Below are 18,705 nucleotides of genomic sequence, written 5' to 3' on the forward strand. Positions count from 1 at the left end.
AAATAATTCTTGAATGTCTGTAAACGTTGATATAATCGTGTTGATTAACGTTTTGAGAATTGTGATGCTTTACGAGCTTTCTTAAGACCTGGTTTCTTACGTTCAACCATACGTGCATCACGAGTAAGAAGTCCAGCGCGTTTCAATGAATCGCGGAAGTCTGGATCTACTTGAAGAAGTGCACGAGCGATACCGTGACGGATCGCACCTGATTGACCAGCGTATCCACCACCTACAACGTTAACGTGTACGTCGTATGAACCTTCAGTTGAAGTAACTGCAAAAGGTTGGTTGATAACGAGACGAAGGTCTGCGTGTGGGATGTATTCTTCTACATCTTTTTTGTTAACTGTGATTTTACCAGTACCTGGAACCAAACGTACGCGTGCAACGGCGTTTTTACGGCGTCCTGTACCTGCATATTGTGCTTGTGCCATTATATTAGTGCTCCTTTCCTCTTAGAATTAGATAAGTCCTGAGATATCAAGTACTTCTGGTTGTTGTGCAGCGTGAGTGTGCTCAGCTCCAACGAAGACTTTCAATTTCATACCTTGTGCGCGTCCAAGAGTGTTGTGTGGAAGCATACCTTTAACTGATTTTTCAATCAAACGAACAGCGTTTTTAGAACGAAGTTCACCTGCTGAGATTTGTTTCAATCCACCTGGGTACATTGAGTGAGTGTAGTAGATCTTATCAGTTGCTTTTTTACCAGTCAATTTAACTTTTTCAGCATTGATAACGATTACGAAGTCACCTGTATCAGTGTGTGGTGTGAAAGTTGGTTTGTTTTTTCCGCGAAGTACGCTAGCAACTACTGCAGAAAGACGTCCAAGTGGCACATCAGTTGCGTCAACGACATACCATTTACGTTCAACTTGGCCTGGTTTAGCCATAAATGTTGTTTTGTTCATGATTTCTCCTATATATAGTTCGATTTTTGTTTACGAGTGATGGGTGTTCCTTCCCATCGAAAAGTATTTGGAAGGTTCCGGGGCCTTTCAAATGGGGTAAACAATACCGTTTAACATAATATCAAAAAAACACGTCCAAGGCAAGTCATTTGGAGATGTTTTTCTTTTATTTTTTGTATTTTTTTAGTCTCTCATTTTATAAGGTGTAAGACTAGAATTCATCCCTAAATAACCTCTAAAGCGATACAAACTAATCCTCAGATTCCCAAAAAAGCTGGTCTAAAGTTTTGTCCAGAGTTTTGCAGATAGCAATACACAGATTTATAGTTGGGTTGTAATCACCTTTTTCAATAGCTGAAATGGTCTGACGCGAAACACCAATTGCATCTGCCAAGCCTTGTTGAGTGAGATCCTTTGCTACACGAGCTGACTTCATTTTTAAATTTTTCATTCAAAAATCCTATTCTTCGTCTTCTAGTTCTTCCAGACGGTTCTTCTTGATTCTGTTAATAATAACCCAGCAATCACAAAGAAGAGTCAACCCCAATGTCAAAAATGCTACACTACTCATAAGATTCTTCCCTATCTTAAACGACTGAAATAGACTTAAGAGGCCCATTAGCGATATAAAAATTCCCAAAAGACACATTACCCAGGATAATATGAGCATCTTCTTCTCAATTTTTTTGTCCAGTAACCATGGATGCCCATTACGTGATACGCTATGCACTACGACTACGCACATAGAACCAACGAAAGTGATGATTAATAGTGACTGCACTAATTCGACGGAGTGTGTCTTGCTAGCAACCATAATCGTTACAAATATACCAAGCATGGCTACCCAATAACCTCTAGCAGAAGATTCTCCGCTGATCAACTGAGCACGTTCATCCATCGTGCTAGCTACTTTTTTCTTTGACTTTTTCATTTTGTTTCCTCCATTTTCTAGATTAATTATAACATTATTTTACGCTATGTCAAATATATCATTCATTTTGTATAGGTTATCTTTTGATTTTCTATTAATCTATCATTTCAGAAAACAAAAAATCAGATAGGAAATCCTATCTGACACTTTTTCTATCTAGCTTCTTTACCAATCGTAAAGACAGCTAAGGTATCTGGTCCGACGTGGGTAGAGATGACTGGTCCAAGTGGCATAATGAGAACTTGCTCAATGCCGTCAACTGCTAACAATTGTTCTTTTAGATTCTCCGCCGCTTCAATATCATTGGCATAAGCGACAATTGCTGTGCTATGTCCAATATCCTGGGTAGCTTGTAGGACCATTTCTTTAATAGCTTTTTTGCGTCCACGTATTTTGGCCAGAGGAACCAACTTACCTGAAGCGTCCAGCCAAAGAAGAGGCTTGATATTAATCAAACTACCAATAATGGCTGAGCTCTTAGAAAGGCGACCCCCACGCATGAGATGGTAGAGATCATCAACTAAGAAATAGGTCCGTAAACGTGGCAGAATGTCCTCAATCATGGCTTTCGTTTCAGACAAGCTCTTACCTTGGTCGCGAGCTTCTGCCGCCAAGATAGAGAGATATCCTTCCCCACCTGCTGCCGCCAGGGTATCTACAATCTCAATGACAGCTTCTGGGTACTCATCCAAAATCATGTCACGCGCCATAACAGCACTTTGATAAGTACCTGAAAGCACTGATGAGAAGGCAATATAAAGAAGGGCATCACCATTTTTGGCATGACGACGAAAAACCTCTTCAAATTGACCAACATTCACCTGGCTTGTGGTTGGCTGACTACCTTCTTGCATACGTTCTAAGAGACGGTCACTCGTTAAACGGTTAGGACCAACGGTCTCATAGGCAATATCATCAAGCGTAATGGTCAAACCAACGAGCTCTACCTTATTCTCCTGAGCCCATTTTTCATCTAGATCTGCTGTGGAATCTGTCAAAATGTTAAATGTCATATATCCCTCTATTCTATTTCATTTAAAAGGTCCTGTAATTTCCCTAATTGTGCATCGTCCCATGGACGTAGTTTTGGTGTCTTTAAGTCAATATGTGCCGACATCTTGTCTAAGTCAGACTTTACTGTATTGACACGCTCTTCCAACTCACGCGCCGAAACACGTAAAGCTCCTTGTGAAAAGATAGCCCACTGTTCATTTAAGTCACTAGTTGCTACTTCAACTAGATTTTGAACAGTATTCATCTCAGCCGCTGCGCGCTCAATATAGCTATCTGCTGTCTCATCTTCCTCAGTAAAAATAACACTGATACGATATTGATCATAACGTTGACGACTCCCTGGAACAAACTGAGCATCAAATACACAGATAATATCAATATGTTCAAAGTTAGCATAATGATTGAGCTTACGAAGCAAGGTTTCACGAGCTTGATCAAGCTGATTGGTCTTAAAGAGTTGACGGGTTTCTTGCCAAAAGGCAATCATATTATAACCATCAACTAGAAGTATTCTTTTTTTCATAGTTACAATCGGTTTCGATAAACTTCATACATGAGAACTGCAGCTGCCACACTGGCATTAAGGCTCTGCACATGACCACTCATAGGAATAGTAATCATCTCATCCACTTGTTTCTTGATGTTAGCAGAGATTCCCTTACCTTCATTACCAATGATAAGGGCAACCTTTCCAGCTGTGTTCCATTTATGAGATGGGGTGCCATCCATATCCGTACCAAATACCCAGAAGCCTGCTTCTTTAAGCTTATCAAGAGTTTGGCTAAGATTGGTCACTCGGGCAATGGGAATATGCTCCACAGCCCCTGTTGATGTCTTGGCAACGACAGGTGTTACCCCCACAGCACGATGCTTAGGAATAATAACTCCTGTCACCTGAGTAGCATCAGCTGTACGTAGGATAGAACCAAAGTTATGAGGATCGTTGAGTCCATCTAAAATGAGGACTAGAGGATTCTCCTCTTGTTCAGCCTTATCCATAATAACTGAGAGCTCAGAATAAGCGAACTCTGACACACGAAGAACAAAACCTTGATGCACAGCTCCACCTGTCATATCAGACAAGGTTTTCTTAGGTGTCCAAGAGATGGAAACCTTCTTTTCAGCTGCCAAGGCCTTAATGGCATCAACATTTTTTCCTCGAAGATCATCTTGAATATAGAGTTTATTTCCAGTATTTGCTTCCAGACTCTCTGTTACGGCATGCACACCATAAACAATGTCTAGACTTAATTCTTTAGTTGTTTTCATAAGCTAATTCTATCATAAAAAAAGCCCTCTTACGAGGGCAAAGCATGTTAAATAAATGTAATTGCTGCTAGGTAAAGCACTAGAAGAACGAGAACAACAGTTGCAGCAGCCAAAGCTTGCTTACCAATTGTATCTGGATCTGAGATTGATTCTGCAATCTTTCTCGCAGCTTGAGTAATGGTTTTACCTGCTGCTTGGAAGATATCAATTGAACCTGTGCTTGTTGAACTATTTCCAGAAATCGCTGAAGACCAACCACTCAAAACCTCAGCAATTTGTTCTGCCAATTGCTGTGTTAGCGCTCTAGTTGTCTCAGCCAACTCATTGACAGCCGTAGCTTGTATATGATTGGCGGTTTCAGTGTAGCTATTTGCACTGGTATTATAAGTAACCGGTACAGTCGTTGTTGTCGTTGTTGATGAATACTGATTCCTACGGTAACTATCCGGTGTCACTGGACGCTCGCCTTCATTGAAGACGCTAAAAGTCTGTGTCAGGTAATGAATATTGTTATTCGTATCAATCAACTCAAAGGTCATTTTATGAATACCAGTCGTTTGCTCTGCCAAATGGTAGGCACTCAAACCAGCATTGACCTCATCCAGAGTTCCTTCAACAAAGTAGCTATGATGAATTTGTTTGCCATCAAGGACTAGATTAAGGCCCTTAATCTTCTTACCTTCCATCTTGTTAACATCAAAGTTGACGTTAAAGATTTCACCACGTGCTAAATAAAGAATATCTGTATTCCCTGTAACAGCAGGTTGATCTTCAAGAAGCGCTCCAGTACTGTCTCGTTTTGGAACAACGGTATATACTTCAGAAGTGATTGGAGTCGCTAAGATTTCTGAGATGAGTCCATCCGTAAAGGTTACCTCTGACGAATAGGTCAAACTCTCACTTTGCAACATAGAAACCACTTCAGAAGTTTTAAAGACCTCAGAAGTTGATGATGAATCTTTCCAGCCAACCGTAAGGACAGTTAAGCTATCTTCTGAATTATTATTTAACTGACTCGTTTCTGGAGCGGTAGATGCAAGAGAGCTTGCAGTACTTGCAGACTCAGAAGCGACTTCAGAAGTTGCAATAGCTTGGCTAGTAGGAGTCGCACTTACAGATGTCGTATGAGAATCCAGTGAAGAATACTCTGATTTTTCAATAACTGCATGTGTATTTCCAGCAAGTTCAGATGTGTATAGTGTGCTTTCACTCTTATACATTGAAGTTACAGCTTGAGACTCTGCAGTCGCTGTAGCCTCACGAGACTTATCATAAGTAAGTACAATATTTGGTTTAGCTTGTTCAGAATCAGATGTTGGGTTTGCATCTCCTCGTTCAGATGCCGCTACTGATCGATCCTCACCAAAAGCCTGGGCACGAGCCTCTTCTGAATGAGGTGTCGTCGTAGAAACGCTAGTCTCCACGATATCAACTTGAGAATGTACCTCAAGAAGCCCCTCATCTGTCTCACTTGAAGAGACAACCATCAGTGATGTTGAGGTCACTACTGAACCTACTTGACTCGCTGGCTCTGCCTTAGCTCCTACTGATGAAAAATCAGCCTGAGGAGCAACTGGAGCCGGTGCCTCACTATTAACATAATCTATTTTAGCTTCATCAGGTTTTACCTGAACTTCATCTGCTTTACCTGTTTGAAGCGTAAAGCTAGATAAAATCAAAGCAGCAAAAGTTGTATAGAAAACTTTTTTCTTAGCTATTTCCATTCACCTCCTCATTTTTTAGATGGCCTCATTTATTAATATTATAGACTTTTTTTTTACTTTCTGTCAAATTAGTTTTATTAAAAAACGCTATAATATCGGGGTTTTACACGTGTCAGACACCCCTTAACTTTCTCATTTTCAAGGTGCTAAATATTAGTTTCATCTTATTTTTCATTATCAAGACGCTGAATTACTTTGATTCTCAAATAATCTAAATGTTAAAACTCTGGCTAACTGTTACAATTTTTATAGCCTTTAAATAACAAAAATCCTGCTCTCGGCAGAATTTTTAGATTTCTTTTTCAACTTCGTCAATACACCAAGCAATCAGTTCCTCTAAGCGAGCGATATCCTCTGTCATATGAAGATAGCCCATGACTGCTTCGAAGCCTGTTGACATTTTATAGGTAATAACATCTGTATTTTTAGCCTTGGTATGGCTATTCGCATTACGACCTCTTTTATATATGTCTAGCTCTTTTTCAGTCAAAAGCTCTTGCTCTAGCATTTTTTCAATGAGACTAGCCTGGGCCTTAGCTGAAACATAGCGTGTAGCTAGACGGTGCAGTTGATTTGGCTTGGTCTGACCTTGAAAAATCAGGTGACGGCGAATGTACAAGGAATAAACAGCATCTCCCTCAAAGGCGAGAGCAATGCCGTTAATAAGGTTGACATCAAGATGTTTAGTCACGTGTCCACCTCACGCCCTCCTTGGTATCAAGAAGTTTGATACCTTGAGCAGCCAACTCATCGCGAATACGGTCTGCTGTCGCAAAGTCCTTGTTGGCACGCGCCGCTTGACGCTCTTCAATGAGTTTTTCGATATCTTCATCAAGGACTTCTTCTTCGAAAACAATACCGAAGACTTGGAGCATTTTTTCAAAAGCATTCTTAACGGTTTGATCATAATTGCCTGAATTAATCCATTTAGCCATGTCAAACAGAACAGTCACTCCATTTGCCGTATTAAAGTCATCATCCATAGCTTCTTGGAAGGCGTCAAGATAAGTTTGCAACTCAGCTTGATTCACCTGTTCTGTCAACGGAAGACTGTGGGTATTTTTCAAATACTTAAGATTAACCTCAGCATCATGGATAGCTTTTTCTGTAAAGTTAATTGGTTTACGGTACTGTTGTGTTGCTAGGAAGAAGCGAAGCACTTGACCATCAACCGTTTGAAGCATATCATGAACGGTCACGAAGTTACCCAAGGATTTTGACATTTTTTCATTATCCACATTGACAAAACCATTATGCATCCAGTAGTTAGCAAAGGTCTTGCCAGTTTTGGCTTCTGATTGGGCAATTTCATTGGTATGGTGTGGAAACTCAAGGTCTGCCCCTCCACCATGGATGTCGATGGTATCTCCAAGGATTTCAGTCGCCATAACAGAACATTCGATGTGCCAACCAGGACGACCAGGTCCCCATGGGCTATTCCAAGAAACTTCTCCCTCTTTGGCAGCTTTCCAAAGGGCAAAATCTAGAGGATTTTCCTTACGTTCTGTTTCAGCATCCGTACGTCCGCTTGCACCAATTTCAAGATCTTCCAAGGTCTTGTTAGCCAATTTAGCATAGTTGTTTGACTTAGCTACTCGGAAGTAAACATCACCTTCAGAGACATAGGCAAATCCTTTGTCAACCAAGGTTGACACGAATGCAATGATTTCATCCATGTAGTTAATAACACGTGGATTTTGTGTCGCTGGTTTGATGCCAAGTTGTCCGGTATCTTCCATAAAGGCCGCGATAAACTTGTCCGACAATTCCTTAGTTGAAATACCAGCTTCATTGGCTGCCTTGATGATCTTATCATCTACATCCGTAAAGTTGGAAATATAGTTGACTGTATAGCCACAATACTCAAAATAACGACGAATAGTATCAAAAGCTACTGCTGAACGGGCATTTCCGATATGAATATAATTGTAAACTGTTGGTCCGCAGACATACATATTGACAACATTTTCTGTCAAAGGTACAAAATCACGGAGCGAACGTGTCATCGTATCATAAATTTTAATCACTTGAGATTCCTTTCAATTAACTGGAAACTATTTTTTATCCTTGATATGGTTTAGGTACAAACACAAGAGTATAACGAGAATGATAATCCAAATAGCCGCAACTAGCTGACCTTGAGCCAAGAGAGACATAGCTGAAAGAAAACTCCCAACTATATAGAAGACCAAAAAAGGATTTTCCTTAAAGAATTTTTTCATTACTCAAATCTCACTTGTGTCGTTGCTTAAAAACCAGACCGGCCCATAACAGAGCAATGCAAAACCATAAGGCGGCCATGCTATAGTCTGCTCTATGTAAAGCAATGTAAACAAGAGCAAGAGGACCCACAACCGTCAATCGAGTCACCTTTGAACTAAAGAGTTTCATCGTTTCCTTTCCTTATAGACGTGATGAGTGGAAGCTAGCTGCTTTTAGAAGGTCTTCTAGCTTTTCGCTATAGTATTCACGACCTTCTTCAATATCGTGGATAACTTCTTCATCCTTTTGACCATGAACACGCACAACCTTAGCAGGAACACCAACGACTGTAACATCTTCTGGGACATCTGCAACAACCACGGCTGCCGCCCCCACCTTAGCATTCTTTCCAATCTCAATAGGGCCTATGACCTGAGCATGGGCTGAAACTAGGGCACCCTCACGAACGGTTGGGTGACGTTTTCCGACATCTTTACCAGTACCACCTAAAGTGACACCGTGGTAAAGCATAGCCCCCTTCTCCACAACAGCTGTCTCACCAATAACAAGGCCAGAGCCATGGTCAATGAAGACACCTTCAGCAATCTGAGCCCCTGGGTGAATCTCAATCTGAGTCCAAAAGCGCCAAAACTGACTATGCATACGCGCTAAGAGTCGACAATGGTGGCGCCAGAGAAAATGTGAGATACGATGGGCAGCCAAGGCTTTTAATCCAGGGTAGGTTAAAAGAACCTCTAGACTCGTCCGAGCTGCTGGGTCATTTTTCTTTACTATATCAATACTTTCTTTCCACCAACCCATTTAGGTCACTCCTTACATCATTATTGTTATTATTGTTTGCTGTGGCCCTATTATTATTTAAAGTGGAAAGCTACCAACACTAGGTCTACTCGCTATCCCCTTCAAAATAAGACCAGTCGACTAACTCAGGCTGCTCATCAAACGGATTGATGACAATACCTTGAACCTTATCCAACTCATTTTCACCTGTTGAAGGCTGGTAAATTTCTGACAGTGGCCATTGCAAAATCGTCCCTTTAGCCTTACGGAAAGGTAGGCCAAAAGTCTCGTTACCGTACCATTTTGCAAAGCTCGTTAAGTTCGTAAACACAGGCACATAACTCTGTCCCTCTGCATTCGACATGGTCGCAAAGAGACGGTCATCCTGGCCATCTTCCTCTCGTTTGTGAATGAAGGCTGGAACAAGATAAATCTTATCTTTAGGATCTGCCTTTTGATTTTCCTCACCCAAAAGATTATTAAGGGTCTGAGTGAAATAGTTGATAAACTGGATGAGTTCACTGCTTGCAAAAAGAGTGGTATTCGAGAAGTCACCATCCTCTTTTAAATTGAAAGCAAGACCAAAAAGCTCTGCCTGAACAAGTTGTGTTAAAACATCTAAGCTCGAACGTTCTACCCAAGTCTGTTCTCGAGCACTCTCTTGAGTAGCTTGGAAAGATTGTAGGTCCTGTTCATTGGTGAAGACAGGAACAACCTTCTTTCCTTCCACTTCAACTGCGTAGAGGTCTTGGGCAGCCAAGACGGGAGTACGTTGTAGGTGATTAACCAAAGCCAGACTGGTCAAAAAGTGGTCTGGTTCCTTTAAAAATTCTCTTAGAGTTTCATCAAAAGCTTGCAATTCTTGATTTTCTGTCATTCTTCTGTGTGTTCTTTCGTTTCTGATTTATCAGGATTTTTCGGTGCTTCACCACTTTCATTATGGTGGCGTGGTTTATGATGAGAACGACGGCGATGTCGCTGCTCTCCTCCATTTTCCCCATCATCAAGTTTTTCAGGCTTAGGAAGCAAGGCCTTGATTGAGGCATCGATACGTCCTTTTTCATCGATTTTGATAATTTTAACAGTTACCGTACCCCCAACTTTAACCACATCTTCGACATGCTCAGTACGTTCCCAAGCTAGTTCTGAGATATGGATGAGAGCATCTGTCTTATTGAAAAGGTGGACAAAGGCACCGAACTTTTCAATACGCACAACGGGTACAGTGTAAACTTCACCAACCTTAGCTTCACGTACAAGATCGGAGATGATAGCTTTAGCACGGATAATAGCATCCTGATCGCTAGAGAAAATCTGAACAAGACCTTCTTCATCGATATCAATAGTGACACCAGTTTCAGCGATAATCTTGTCAATAGTTTCGCCACCTTTACCGATGACAACCTTGATCTTGTCAACAGGAATCTGAATACTATCAATCTTAGGCGCTGTTGGTGCCAATTCTGGACGTGGCTCAGCGATTGCTGACTCAATAACATCAAGAATTTCAAAACGAGCTACCTTTGCCTGAGCCAAAGCCTCTTCGAGAATGGCCGGTGTAATACCCGAAATCTTAATATCCATCTGAAGAGCTGTAATTCCTTGACGTGTACCAGCTACCTTAAAGTCCATATCTCCAAAATGATCTTCCAAACCTTGAATATCAGTTAGGACAGTGTAGTTAGTACCATCTGAGATAAGTCCCATGGCAATACCTGCAACAGGTGCCTTAATCGGTACACCTCCAGCCATAAGCGCCAAGGTTCCTGCACAAATAGAAGCTTGTGAGGAAGAACCATTTGACTCCAAGACTTCTGCTACCAAACGGATAGCATAAGGGAACTCTTCAATACTTGGAAGAACCTGAGCAAGGGCACGTTCACCCAAGGCTCCGTGACCAATTTCACGTCGACCTGGTGCACCGTAACGCCCTGTTTCACCCACTGAATACTGAGGAAAATTATAGTGGTGAAGGAAACGCTTCTTATACTCTGGATCCAAACCATCAACAAGCTGTGTATCACTCATAGGTGCCAAAGTCAAAACTGACAAGGCTTGAGTTTGACCACGTGTAAAGAGACCTGAACCATGAACCTTAGGAAGAAAGTCAATCTCTGCGTCCAAAGGACGGATTTCATCCACACGACGGCCATCTGGACGAACCTTATCCTCGGTAATGAGACGGCGCACTTCAGCATGTTCCATCTGCTCAAGGATTTCTGCCACATCACGCAGAATAGTTTCCTTATCCTCATCTTCCGCAAAGCGTTCCTGATAAGAAGCGAGGACCTCTTCTTTTACAGCCTGGGTTGCTGCTTCACGCGCCAGTTTTTCTTCCACCTGAACAGCCTTAGCTAACTGATCATAATAAGCTGTTTCGATTTCGACTTTCAAATCAGCATCAACTTGTAGAAGTTCAACCTCAGCCTTTTCCTTACCAACAGCTGCAACGATATAATTTTGGAAATCAACCAACTCTTGAATGGCCTCATGCCCCTTCAAGAGTGCTTGCAACATAATATCCTCAGACAATTCCTGGGCACCTGACTCTACCATATTGATAGCTTCCTTGGTACCTGCCACTGTCAAATCTAAAAGTGAAACTTCCTTATCCGCTGCACTTGGATTGATGATGAAATCTTCTGCAGCATAGGCTACTTGAACCCCAGCAATTGGACCATTGAAAGGAATATCAGAGATAGAAAGAGCTAAAGAACTCCCAAACATAGCCGCCATCGGAGCACTAGCATTCTCATCATAAGAGAGAACCGTGTTAATGACCTGAACTTCGTTACGAAAGCCCTCCGCAAACATAGGACGAATAGGACGATCAATGAGGCGAGCAGTCAACGTGGCATCTGTTGAAGGGCGACCCTCACGCTTGTTAAAGCCCCCCGGGAACTTGCCAGCTGCATACATTTTTTCCTCATAATTAACCTGTAAAGGAAAGAAATCTGCCGTTGCCATCTTTTTAGACATAACAGCTGTTGATAATACCGTTGTATCTCCATAACGCACGACGACAGCACCATTAGCCTGCTTGGCTACCTGCCCAACTTCAACGACAAGCGGGCGTCCTGCAAAGGTCATCTCAAAAGTTTGTTTAGCCATGTTTGATCCCTCTTTTTATCCATGACCAGCCCTTACAAAAACGAACCGGTCAACTTTATGTCATTCATTTGATATAACTTTCATTTTACCATAATATAGTCAAAAATGGCAGAGCTCCGGCATAAGTTAGCACCCAAGTCTCCCTTTCTCTCAGATATTTAAGTCGTTTTGTGATATAATAAACACTTATGAGAGACAAAGGAATGACTATGAAAAAATTACAACACATCATTATGATTGCCTTAATCTTACTAGGCCTAGTAACACCTGCTCTAGCACAAGAACAGACAGATGACTTCAATGTTTCCGCTAAACATGCGATTGCTGTCGAAGCAACTACAGGGAAAGTCCTCTATGAAAAGGACGCCACTACTCCTGACGGTGTGGCTTCAATGACTAAAATCCTAACAGCCTACATGGTCTATAAAGCAGTTGACCAAGGAAAAATTACCTGGGACACTGACGTCGATATCTCAGACTATCCTTTCAACTTAACCGTTGATTCAGAAGTTTCAAATGTCCCACTAGATTCCCGAAAATACACTGTTAAACAGCTCCTAGATGCCACCCTCATTTCCAGCGCTAACAGTACTGCTATTGCTCTAGCTGAAAAAATCTCAGGATCAGAGAGTGCATTTGTTGACACTATGACAGCCCAACTTAAAGAGTGGGGCATTACAGATGCTAAATTATACAACGCTTCAGGACTAAATAATAAATACCTAGGCGATAACCGCTATCCTGGCTCTAAAGCAGATGACGAAAATACTATGAGTGCTCTAGATGTTGCCATTATTGCAGACCACCTCATCAAAGACTATCCTCAGGTACTTGAAATCACCAAGCAAACCGAAACTGATTTCGAAGGTGACAACAAATTAACGACGCACAACTACATGTTAGAAGGTCAAGACAACTACCGTGAAGGCGTTGATGGACTCAAGACTGGAACAACTGAACTTGCAGGGGCTTCCTTCGTAGCCCACTCCAATGAAAATGGCATGAGCTTGATTACCGTTGTTATGAATGCGGATAATGGCGGAGAAGATGAAGCTGCCAGATTCACAGCCACAAATGAGTTGCTAGATTATGTGACACAAAACTGGGAAATCAAAACCCTCAACACCAAAGGACAAATCGTCAAGAAAAATGATATCAAGGTGGCTGACGGAGATAGCCAAACCATCTCTGCTAAACTCGAGTCAGACCTTACGGTCGTTCAAAAAATAAATAGTAAAAATGATGCTGTTAAAATCAAAGCAAAAACCATAACGGCACCTATCAAAAAAGGGGATACTATCGGAACTGCAACTTTTGATGATAAGGATCTCGTAGGGACAGGTTACATCTCTGAGCCACCTCAAGTTTCTGTAACAGCCAACCAATCTATCAAGAAAAGTTTCTTCTTAAAAGTTTGGTGGAATCATATCGTTAATTTCTTTACAGGAAACAAGTAAACACAAAACTACCTTTTAGCTATCAAAAGGTAGTTTTATCTTGCCTTCAAAATTGGTCTTGTAAGTAAAAGCCCCTTCTCAACACCTTAAGTTCCTCTCAAAATGTGGTATAATAAATATCCAAAACACATGAAGGAACAAACCATGAAAAAACTGATTACGCTTATGATGACCTTCTTACTCTGTCTGGGAAGCGTAGCCCCTGCTTTTGCAGCAGATAAGAAAAAAGGATATGATGCCGCAGCCAAACATGCCATCGCTGTCGAAGCGACTACTGGCAAAATTTTATACGAAAAAGATGCCACTACCTCTACAGGGATTGGCTCTATTACCAAGCTCCTAACGGCCTACATGGTGTATAAAGCGGTAGATCAGGGAGACCTCAAATGGAATAGCAAAGTTGAGATTTCTGACTATCCCTTTGAACTAACTGTCAGTGCCGGAGTATCCAATATTCCACTAGATGCCCGCAAATACACTGTCAAACAACTTCTTGACGCAACTCTTATTTCCAGTGCCAACAGTGCATCTATTGCTCTAGCCGAGGAAATCGGAGGAACCGAAAGTAAGTTTGTCGACATGATGAAAGCCCAACTTAAAGATTGGGGTATCACTGATGCCAAGATTGTCAATGCCTCTGGTCTCAATAATTCTTACTTAGGTGACAATATCTATCCAGGCTCTAAATCAGACGAAGAAAATACCATGAGTGCTAAAGATGTTGCTATCATTGCACAACACGTGGTGAAAGAATATCCTGAAATTCTCGACATCACTAAAAAAACTGAGGCTGACTTTGATGGTGTCAACAAACTTAAAACCTTCAACTATATGCTCAAGGGACAACCTAGTTATCGTAAAGGAGTGGATGGCCTAAAAACGGGAACCACTGATTTAGCCGGTGCTTCCTTCGTGGCCCACTCAAATGAAAGTGGCATGAGCATTATCACAGTCATTATGAATGCTGATAATACCGACACCGACGACTATGCCCGTTTCACTGCAACTAACGACCTGCTTAATTACGTAGTCTATCACTGGGAAAGCAAGACCATTGCCAAGAAAAGACAAGCCATCGGTAAAAGTCAAGCCCATGTTATTGATGGTAAATCTAAGCAAGTCACTGCCGTCGCTAAGTCTGACTTTAATATCATCCAAAAAATAGATGCTAACAATAGTAAACATATTAAAGTTACTACAAATCAAGTCCAAGCCCCTGTCAACTCAAGTGACAAGGTTGGAACTGCTACCTTTGAAGATAAGTCACTTGTAGGAGAAGGTTACTTGCCTAACCAAGGTATGCCTAGCATGGAACTGGTTGCTGGTAAAGAAGTTAAGAAAAGCTTCTTCCTCAAGGTCTGGTGGAATCACTTTGTCAACTTTGTCAACGAAAAACTCTAATCATTACAGTCGAGCTTTGCTCGGCTTTTTCTTTTACCCCATCTTTACAGAAAGATTGACTCTACCTTGACTCCTATTGACACAAAAAAGACAGACTACACCTGTAATATGTCTTTTTGTTTGATTTTTACACTACTGTAAAGGTTAATTTATCTTTCGAGCAGCCGATTTTAAGAGTTTGTCCACTAACTACTTGGCCACCTAGTAAGAGCTCAGATAACTTGTCCTCCACTTGAGTTTGAATCGTACGACGTAATGGACGAGCACCCATCTCAACATCATAACCATCTTTAGCTAAATGCTTAAGGGCAGCTGGTTGGAATTTCAAGTCAATCCCTTTTTCAGCCAAAGCTGATACCAACGGTTTCACCATAATCTTAACAATCTCACGAAGTTGCTCTTCCTCTAGACTATGGAAGACAACCTTCTCATCAATACGGTTGATAAACTCTGGGCGGTAGGCCTTCTTAAGTTCTTCCATGATACGTGACTGCATAGCTTGGTGATTATGAGAAATGTCTTGGGCACCAAAACCAACGGTCTTATCATCACGAAGAGCAGTCGCTCCCAAGTTCGAAGTCATAATGATAATGGTATTTGAGAAGTCAACTTTACGACCTCGACTATCCGTCAAGACACCATCATCCAAAACCTGTAAGAGGATGTTGAAAATATCTGGGTGAGCCTTTTCCACCTCGTCAAAGAGGAGAACTGAGTAAGGCTTATTGCGAACTTTCTCTGTTAATTCACCACCCTCATCATATCCAACATAACCTGGAGGAGCACCGTTAAGTCGGCTAGCCGCAAATTTTTCCATGTATTCTGACATGTCAAAGCGAAGCAAAGCTGACTCATCATCAAAGAGAACTTCCGCCAAAGCCTTGGCCAATTCTGTCTTACCAACACCAGTAGGTCCAAGGAACATAAAGGAACCAATTGGACGTTTTCCAGTACGAATACCTGACTGGTTACGACGAATAGCACGACTAATGGCTGAAACTGCTTCATCTTGACCAATAACACGTTTGTGAAGCTCTGCTTCCAGATTCAAGTAACGCTTGCTATCTGCCTGAGTCATCTTCTCAACAGGAATACCTGATAGACGACTAAGGGTTTGCATAATCTGATCTGCATCTACCAAGGCAGGTTTGGGTAATTTTGCTTTTTGGCTAGCTTTATATTGTTTAACAGCAGCCTTCATATCACCAGATAGAAGTGCTTCATCCAAAGGCGTTATCTCACGTTTGGCTTCTTTTTTGATACGACCTTGAACAGTTGCACTCGCTTCATCTAAAAGATCAATGGCAGAGTCAGGTAAGTTTTTACTTGTCAAATAACGGTGGGCCGCCTTGACCGCTGTCTCAACTGCCTCATCAGTAATCGTTACACGATGATAGTCTTCATAAGACGACCGTAGGCCTTTTAGAATATCAATCGCCTCAGGTACACTTGGCTCCTCAATTGTAATTTTAGCAAAACGGCGAGAAAGAGCTGCATCTTTTTCAATATGCTTCTGGTACTCAGCTTGAGTAGTTGCTCCAACCATATGAAGGGTTCCACGTGCTAGAGCGGGTTTCAAAATATTCGCCGCATCTAAGGTACTATCAATACCTGAACCAGAACCGATAATCGTATGCAATTCGTCAATAAAGAGAATGATTTTTCCATCAGCTTCAATCTCATCAATGATCTGATTCATACGTTCTTCGAAATCGCCACGGAAACGTGTTCCTGCAACCACACTCATCATATCAAGCTCTAAGATACGCATATCAGCCAACTCAAAAGGTACTTCGCCTGAAGCAATACGCTGTGCTAAGCCAAGCGCAAGTGCCGTCTTACCAACACCTGCTTCACCCACAAGAACTGGGTTATTCTTCGTTTTACGACTCAAAACCTGAATCATGCGTGAAATTTCTTTCTCACGTCCAATAACAGGATCAAGAGCACCTGATTCGGCTACTGCCGTTAAGTCTTTGGTATAATCTGACAGTTCCCCAGTAGAAGATTGAGGAGGCTGCATCATATTAGCAAAATTTCCTGATGCCTTTGATTTTTTAGGCTTACGAAGGTCATGAATGGCCTTCAAATCTTGCTTACTAAGACCTGCGTAACGCTCCAAAGAACGTCGTAAATCGATAATACGAGGCTTATCGCTGTCATCCTTATATTGAAAACCAGCAACTTCAAGGAGACGACAAACCATCAAATCCTTATGAAGAAGGAAGGCCATCAATACATGTTCAGACCCTACCTCTACAGCACCAGTCACACTAGCAATTCCCTCTGCCTCTTGCAACATAGCCTCTAAAGCATGTGACTGTGCACGTAAATCGATAATATCTGATTCAGACAAGTCTTTTGGACTTTTCTCCATCGCTAGTACAGCAGCGGTCTCAATCTCTTCCGCACGAATACGGTCCTCAAAATCAGTAAATGTTAGGTAGGCTACAGATCCTGGAACCTCAACCATAGCCAGAAGCACATGCCAAGTCTCCAAGAAAGGACTTCCAAAACGCTCTGCCTCTAGCTGAGCACGATGGAAAATGGCCTGCATTTTTCTTGAATATGTCGTCATCTAATTTCCTTTTCTATCCAATCTAAGTAATAGCGAGCGCAGAATACGCGAACGAATAGCGGCCGCATCTTCGCCTAAAACATCATCACTAGCAGTTGCTAAAATCAAATTTCCCTCACGTTCAGTGATGATTTTTTCATCAAAAAGCAACTGAATCAAGTCTGTAAATACCTGCTCGCTGAGCTGATCTGCCAAGTTCTGAAGCAAATCATTAATCATGTGGTGCTTGTCGGAGAATCTGACCTTGACGATACGAATATAACCGCCACCTCCACGTTTACTCTCAACAATATAACCACGACTTTCTGTAAAACGAGTCTTAATAACATAGTTAATCTGACTCGGTACAACTTGAAAAGTATCTGCTAAGTTCGAGCGTTGAATCTCAGCAATTCCAGACTGGCCCAGCAATTCTTTAATATATTCTTCTATACTATCTGATGTATTTCTTGCCATCTTAATTCCTCCAGTCTAATTTGACTATAACTGACTATTATTATACCAAAAATGTCAGCTCATGGGAAACTATACCTTCAAAAAGCTTTTTAAAGTTGTCATTAAAGACCATATAAGATACAATAAATAAGACTGAAATATTAGGTAACTTAAGGTGTTTGATTCAAATTTTCTATCCACTTTAACAGGCTGAGACCCACCTAATCCAACAAGTACTTTTTAGCACTTTCGCAGTAGTATTAGTCTTATCACTCTCGATAAAGCTCATATCTCTTATTTATTTCCCTATGAAAGGTTACTCATGAAATACATCATTGCACTCTTAATCTCTATGATTCCTTTAGTTGAGCTCCGTGGAGCCGTACCTGTTGCTATCGCCTCAGGTATTCCTTGGTGGCAAGCCCTAATTCTTTGTGTCATTGGGAACATGATTCCAGTTCCAATTATCTTTTTCTTCGCCCGCCATGTTCTCGAATGGGGGGCAGACAAACCTCTGATTGGTGGCTTCTTTACCTGGTGTCTTAAAAAAGGTCACAGTGGTGGCCAAAAACTTGAAAAAGCTGCCGGAGATAAGGGTGTCTTCTGGGCCCTTCTACTTTTTGTGGGAATCCCGCTTCCAGGAACAGGAGCTTGGACTGGTACCCTAGCAGCATCTATCCTAGATTGGGACTTTAAACGTAGTGTTATTGCTGTTATGCTTGGGGTTATCCTTGCAGGTATCATCATGGGAACACTCTCTCTTCTACTTGGTGTAAATACCTTCGCTCATTAATTACTTTTTCAACGTCTGGGACATGCTCAGACGTTTTTTAATAGCAGTCAAAACCACCCGTGAGAACGGGTGGCTTGC

The 18,705-nt window shown here is 41.6% G+C and carries 18 protein-coding genes; 3 read left to right on the forward strand and 15 right to left on the reverse strand.

From position 1 onward, the window contains the following. Positions 1 to 44: 44 nt before the first annotated feature. The 13 genes from rpsI to pnp all read right to left on the reverse strand — a co-directional run bounded on the left by rpsI (position 45) and on the right by pnp (position 11,963). Positions 45 to 437 carry a 30S ribosomal protein S9 gene (gene rpsI, locus HMPREF3112_RS10550; protein WP_002888293.1) on the reverse strand — a complete coding sequence of 131 codons (393 nt, stop codon included), beginning with the start codon at positions 435 to 437 and terminating at the stop codon, positions 45 to 47. A 27-nt stretch (positions 438 to 464) separates the two neighbouring features. Then, a complete protein-coding gene (gene rplM, locus HMPREF3112_RS10555) occupies positions 465 to 911 on the reverse strand; it encodes a 50S ribosomal protein L13 (RefSeq protein ID WP_008536246.1) in 447 nt (148 codons plus the stop codon). Positions 912 to 1,161: 250 nt separating this feature from the next. Beyond that, positions 1,162 to 1,362 carry a helix-turn-helix transcriptional regulator gene (locus HMPREF3112_RS10560; RefSeq protein WP_002886373.1) on the reverse strand — a complete coding sequence of 67 codons (201 nt, stop codon included), beginning with the start codon at positions 1,360 to 1,362 and terminating at the stop codon, positions 1,162 to 1,164. A 9-nt stretch (positions 1,363 to 1,371) separates the two neighbouring features. Beyond that, the gene (locus tag HMPREF3112_RS10565) at positions 1,372 to 1,842 is read right to left on the reverse strand and encodes a hypothetical protein (protein ID WP_070439731.1); all 471 of its coding nucleotides are present in this window, start codon (positions 1,840 to 1,842) and stop codon (positions 1,372 to 1,374) included. A gap of 152 nt (positions 1,843 to 1,994) precedes the next feature. After that, positions 1,995 to 2,855, reverse strand: a complete 861-nt coding sequence (locus HMPREF3112_RS10570) for a DegV family protein (RefSeq protein ID WP_002889633.1) — start codon at positions 2,853 to 2,855, stop codon at positions 1,995 to 1,997. An 8-nt stretch (positions 2,856 to 2,863) separates the two neighbouring features. After that, positions 2,864 to 3,379, reverse strand: coding sequence for an NYN domain-containing protein (locus HMPREF3112_RS10575; RefSeq protein WP_002886370.1), 516 nt, complete (start codon positions 3,377 to 3,379; stop codon positions 2,864 to 2,866). 2 nt (positions 3,380 to 3,381) lie between these two features. Further along, positions 3,382 to 4,125, reverse strand: coding sequence for a 23S rRNA (guanosine(2251)-2'-O)-methyltransferase RlmB (rlmB, locus tag HMPREF3112_RS10580; RefSeq protein ID WP_004182149.1), 744 nt, complete (start codon positions 4,123 to 4,125; stop codon positions 3,382 to 3,384). Between the two features lie 47 nt (positions 4,126 to 4,172). Further along, positions 4,173 to 5,849, reverse strand: coding sequence for a hypothetical protein (locus HMPREF3112_RS10585; RefSeq protein WP_004182169.1), 1,677 nt, complete (start codon positions 5,847 to 5,849; stop codon positions 4,173 to 4,175). A gap of 289 nt (positions 5,850 to 6,138) precedes the next feature. Further along, positions 6,139 to 6,540, reverse strand: a complete 402-nt coding sequence (locus tag HMPREF3112_RS10590) for a Mini-ribonuclease 3 (protein ID WP_002886359.1) — start codon at positions 6,538 to 6,540, stop codon at positions 6,139 to 6,141. After that, positions 6,533 to 7,876 (reverse strand): cysteine--tRNA ligase, encoded by a 1,344-nt coding sequence (gene cysS / locus HMPREF3112_RS10595; protein WP_070439732.1) that lies wholly within the window; start codon positions 7,874 to 7,876, stop codon positions 6,533 to 6,535. Before cysS ends, HMPREF3112_RS10590 begins: the two co-directional genes overlap by 8 nt. Positions 7,877 to 8,252: 376 nt before the next feature. Continuing rightward, positions 8,253 to 8,873: a serine O-acetyltransferase gene (cysE, locus tag HMPREF3112_RS10600; protein WP_002886354.1), complete on the reverse strand. Its 621-nt coding sequence runs from the start codon at positions 8,871 to 8,873 to the stop codon at positions 8,253 to 8,255. 85 nt (positions 8,874 to 8,958) lie between these two features. Next, entirely contained in the window at positions 8,959 to 9,729 is a 771-nt protein-coding gene (locus HMPREF3112_RS10605; RefSeq protein ID WP_070439733.1) for an SseB family protein, read from the reverse strand. Then, positions 9,726 to 11,963, reverse strand: a complete 2,238-nt coding sequence (pnp, locus tag HMPREF3112_RS10610) for a polyribonucleotide nucleotidyltransferase (protein WP_070439734.1) — start codon at positions 11,961 to 11,963, stop codon at positions 9,726 to 9,728. The genes HMPREF3112_RS10605 and pnp overlap by 4 nt, the downstream gene beginning before the upstream one ends. A 209-nt stretch (positions 11,964 to 12,172) precedes the next feature. On the opposite strand from pnp, the gene pbp3 (HMPREF3112_RS10615) reads away from it, so the two are divergent. Both pbp3 (HMPREF3112_RS10615) and pbp3 (HMPREF3112_RS10620) read left to right on the forward strand, forming a co-directional pair. Beyond that, positions 12,173 to 13,420, forward strand: a complete 1,248-nt coding sequence (gene pbp3 / locus HMPREF3112_RS10615; protein ID WP_022496762.1) for a D-alanyl-D-alanine carboxypeptidase PBP3 — start codon at positions 12,173 to 12,175, stop codon at positions 13,418 to 13,420. Between the two features lie 144 nt (positions 13,421 to 13,564). Continuing rightward, entirely contained in the window at positions 13,565 to 14,821 is a 1,257-nt protein-coding gene (gene pbp3, locus HMPREF3112_RS10620; protein ID WP_070439735.1) for a D-alanyl-D-alanine carboxypeptidase PBP3, read from the forward strand. A gap of 127 nt (positions 14,822 to 14,948) precedes the next feature. Here pbp3 (HMPREF3112_RS10620) and HMPREF3112_RS10625 read toward each other — a convergent pair whose 3' ends face one another. Both HMPREF3112_RS10625 and HMPREF3112_RS10630 read right to left on the reverse strand, forming a co-directional pair. Continuing rightward, positions 14,949 to 17,399, reverse strand: coding sequence for an ATP-dependent Clp protease ATP-binding subunit (locus HMPREF3112_RS10625; RefSeq protein ID WP_070439736.1), 2,451 nt, complete (start codon positions 17,397 to 17,399; stop codon positions 14,949 to 14,951). Then, on the reverse strand, positions 17,400 to 17,855 hold the full coding sequence (locus tag HMPREF3112_RS10630; RefSeq protein WP_014633783.1) for a CtsR family transcriptional regulator: 456 nt from the start codon (positions 17,853 to 17,855) through the stop codon (positions 17,400 to 17,402). Between the two features lie 301 nt (positions 17,856 to 18,156). Between HMPREF3112_RS10630 and HMPREF3112_RS10635 the strand changes: the two genes are divergently transcribed. Further along, positions 18,157 to 18,627, forward strand: a complete 471-nt coding sequence (locus HMPREF3112_RS10635; RefSeq protein ID WP_070439737.1) for a COG2426 family protein — start codon at positions 18,157 to 18,159, stop codon at positions 18,625 to 18,627. Positions 18,628 to 18,705 lie beyond the last annotated feature (78 nt).

This window comes from Streptococcus sp. HMSC10E12, from assembly GCF_001807855.1.
Lineage (GTDB): Bacteria > Bacillota > Bacilli > Lactobacillales > Streptococcaceae > Streptococcus > Streptococcus salivarius.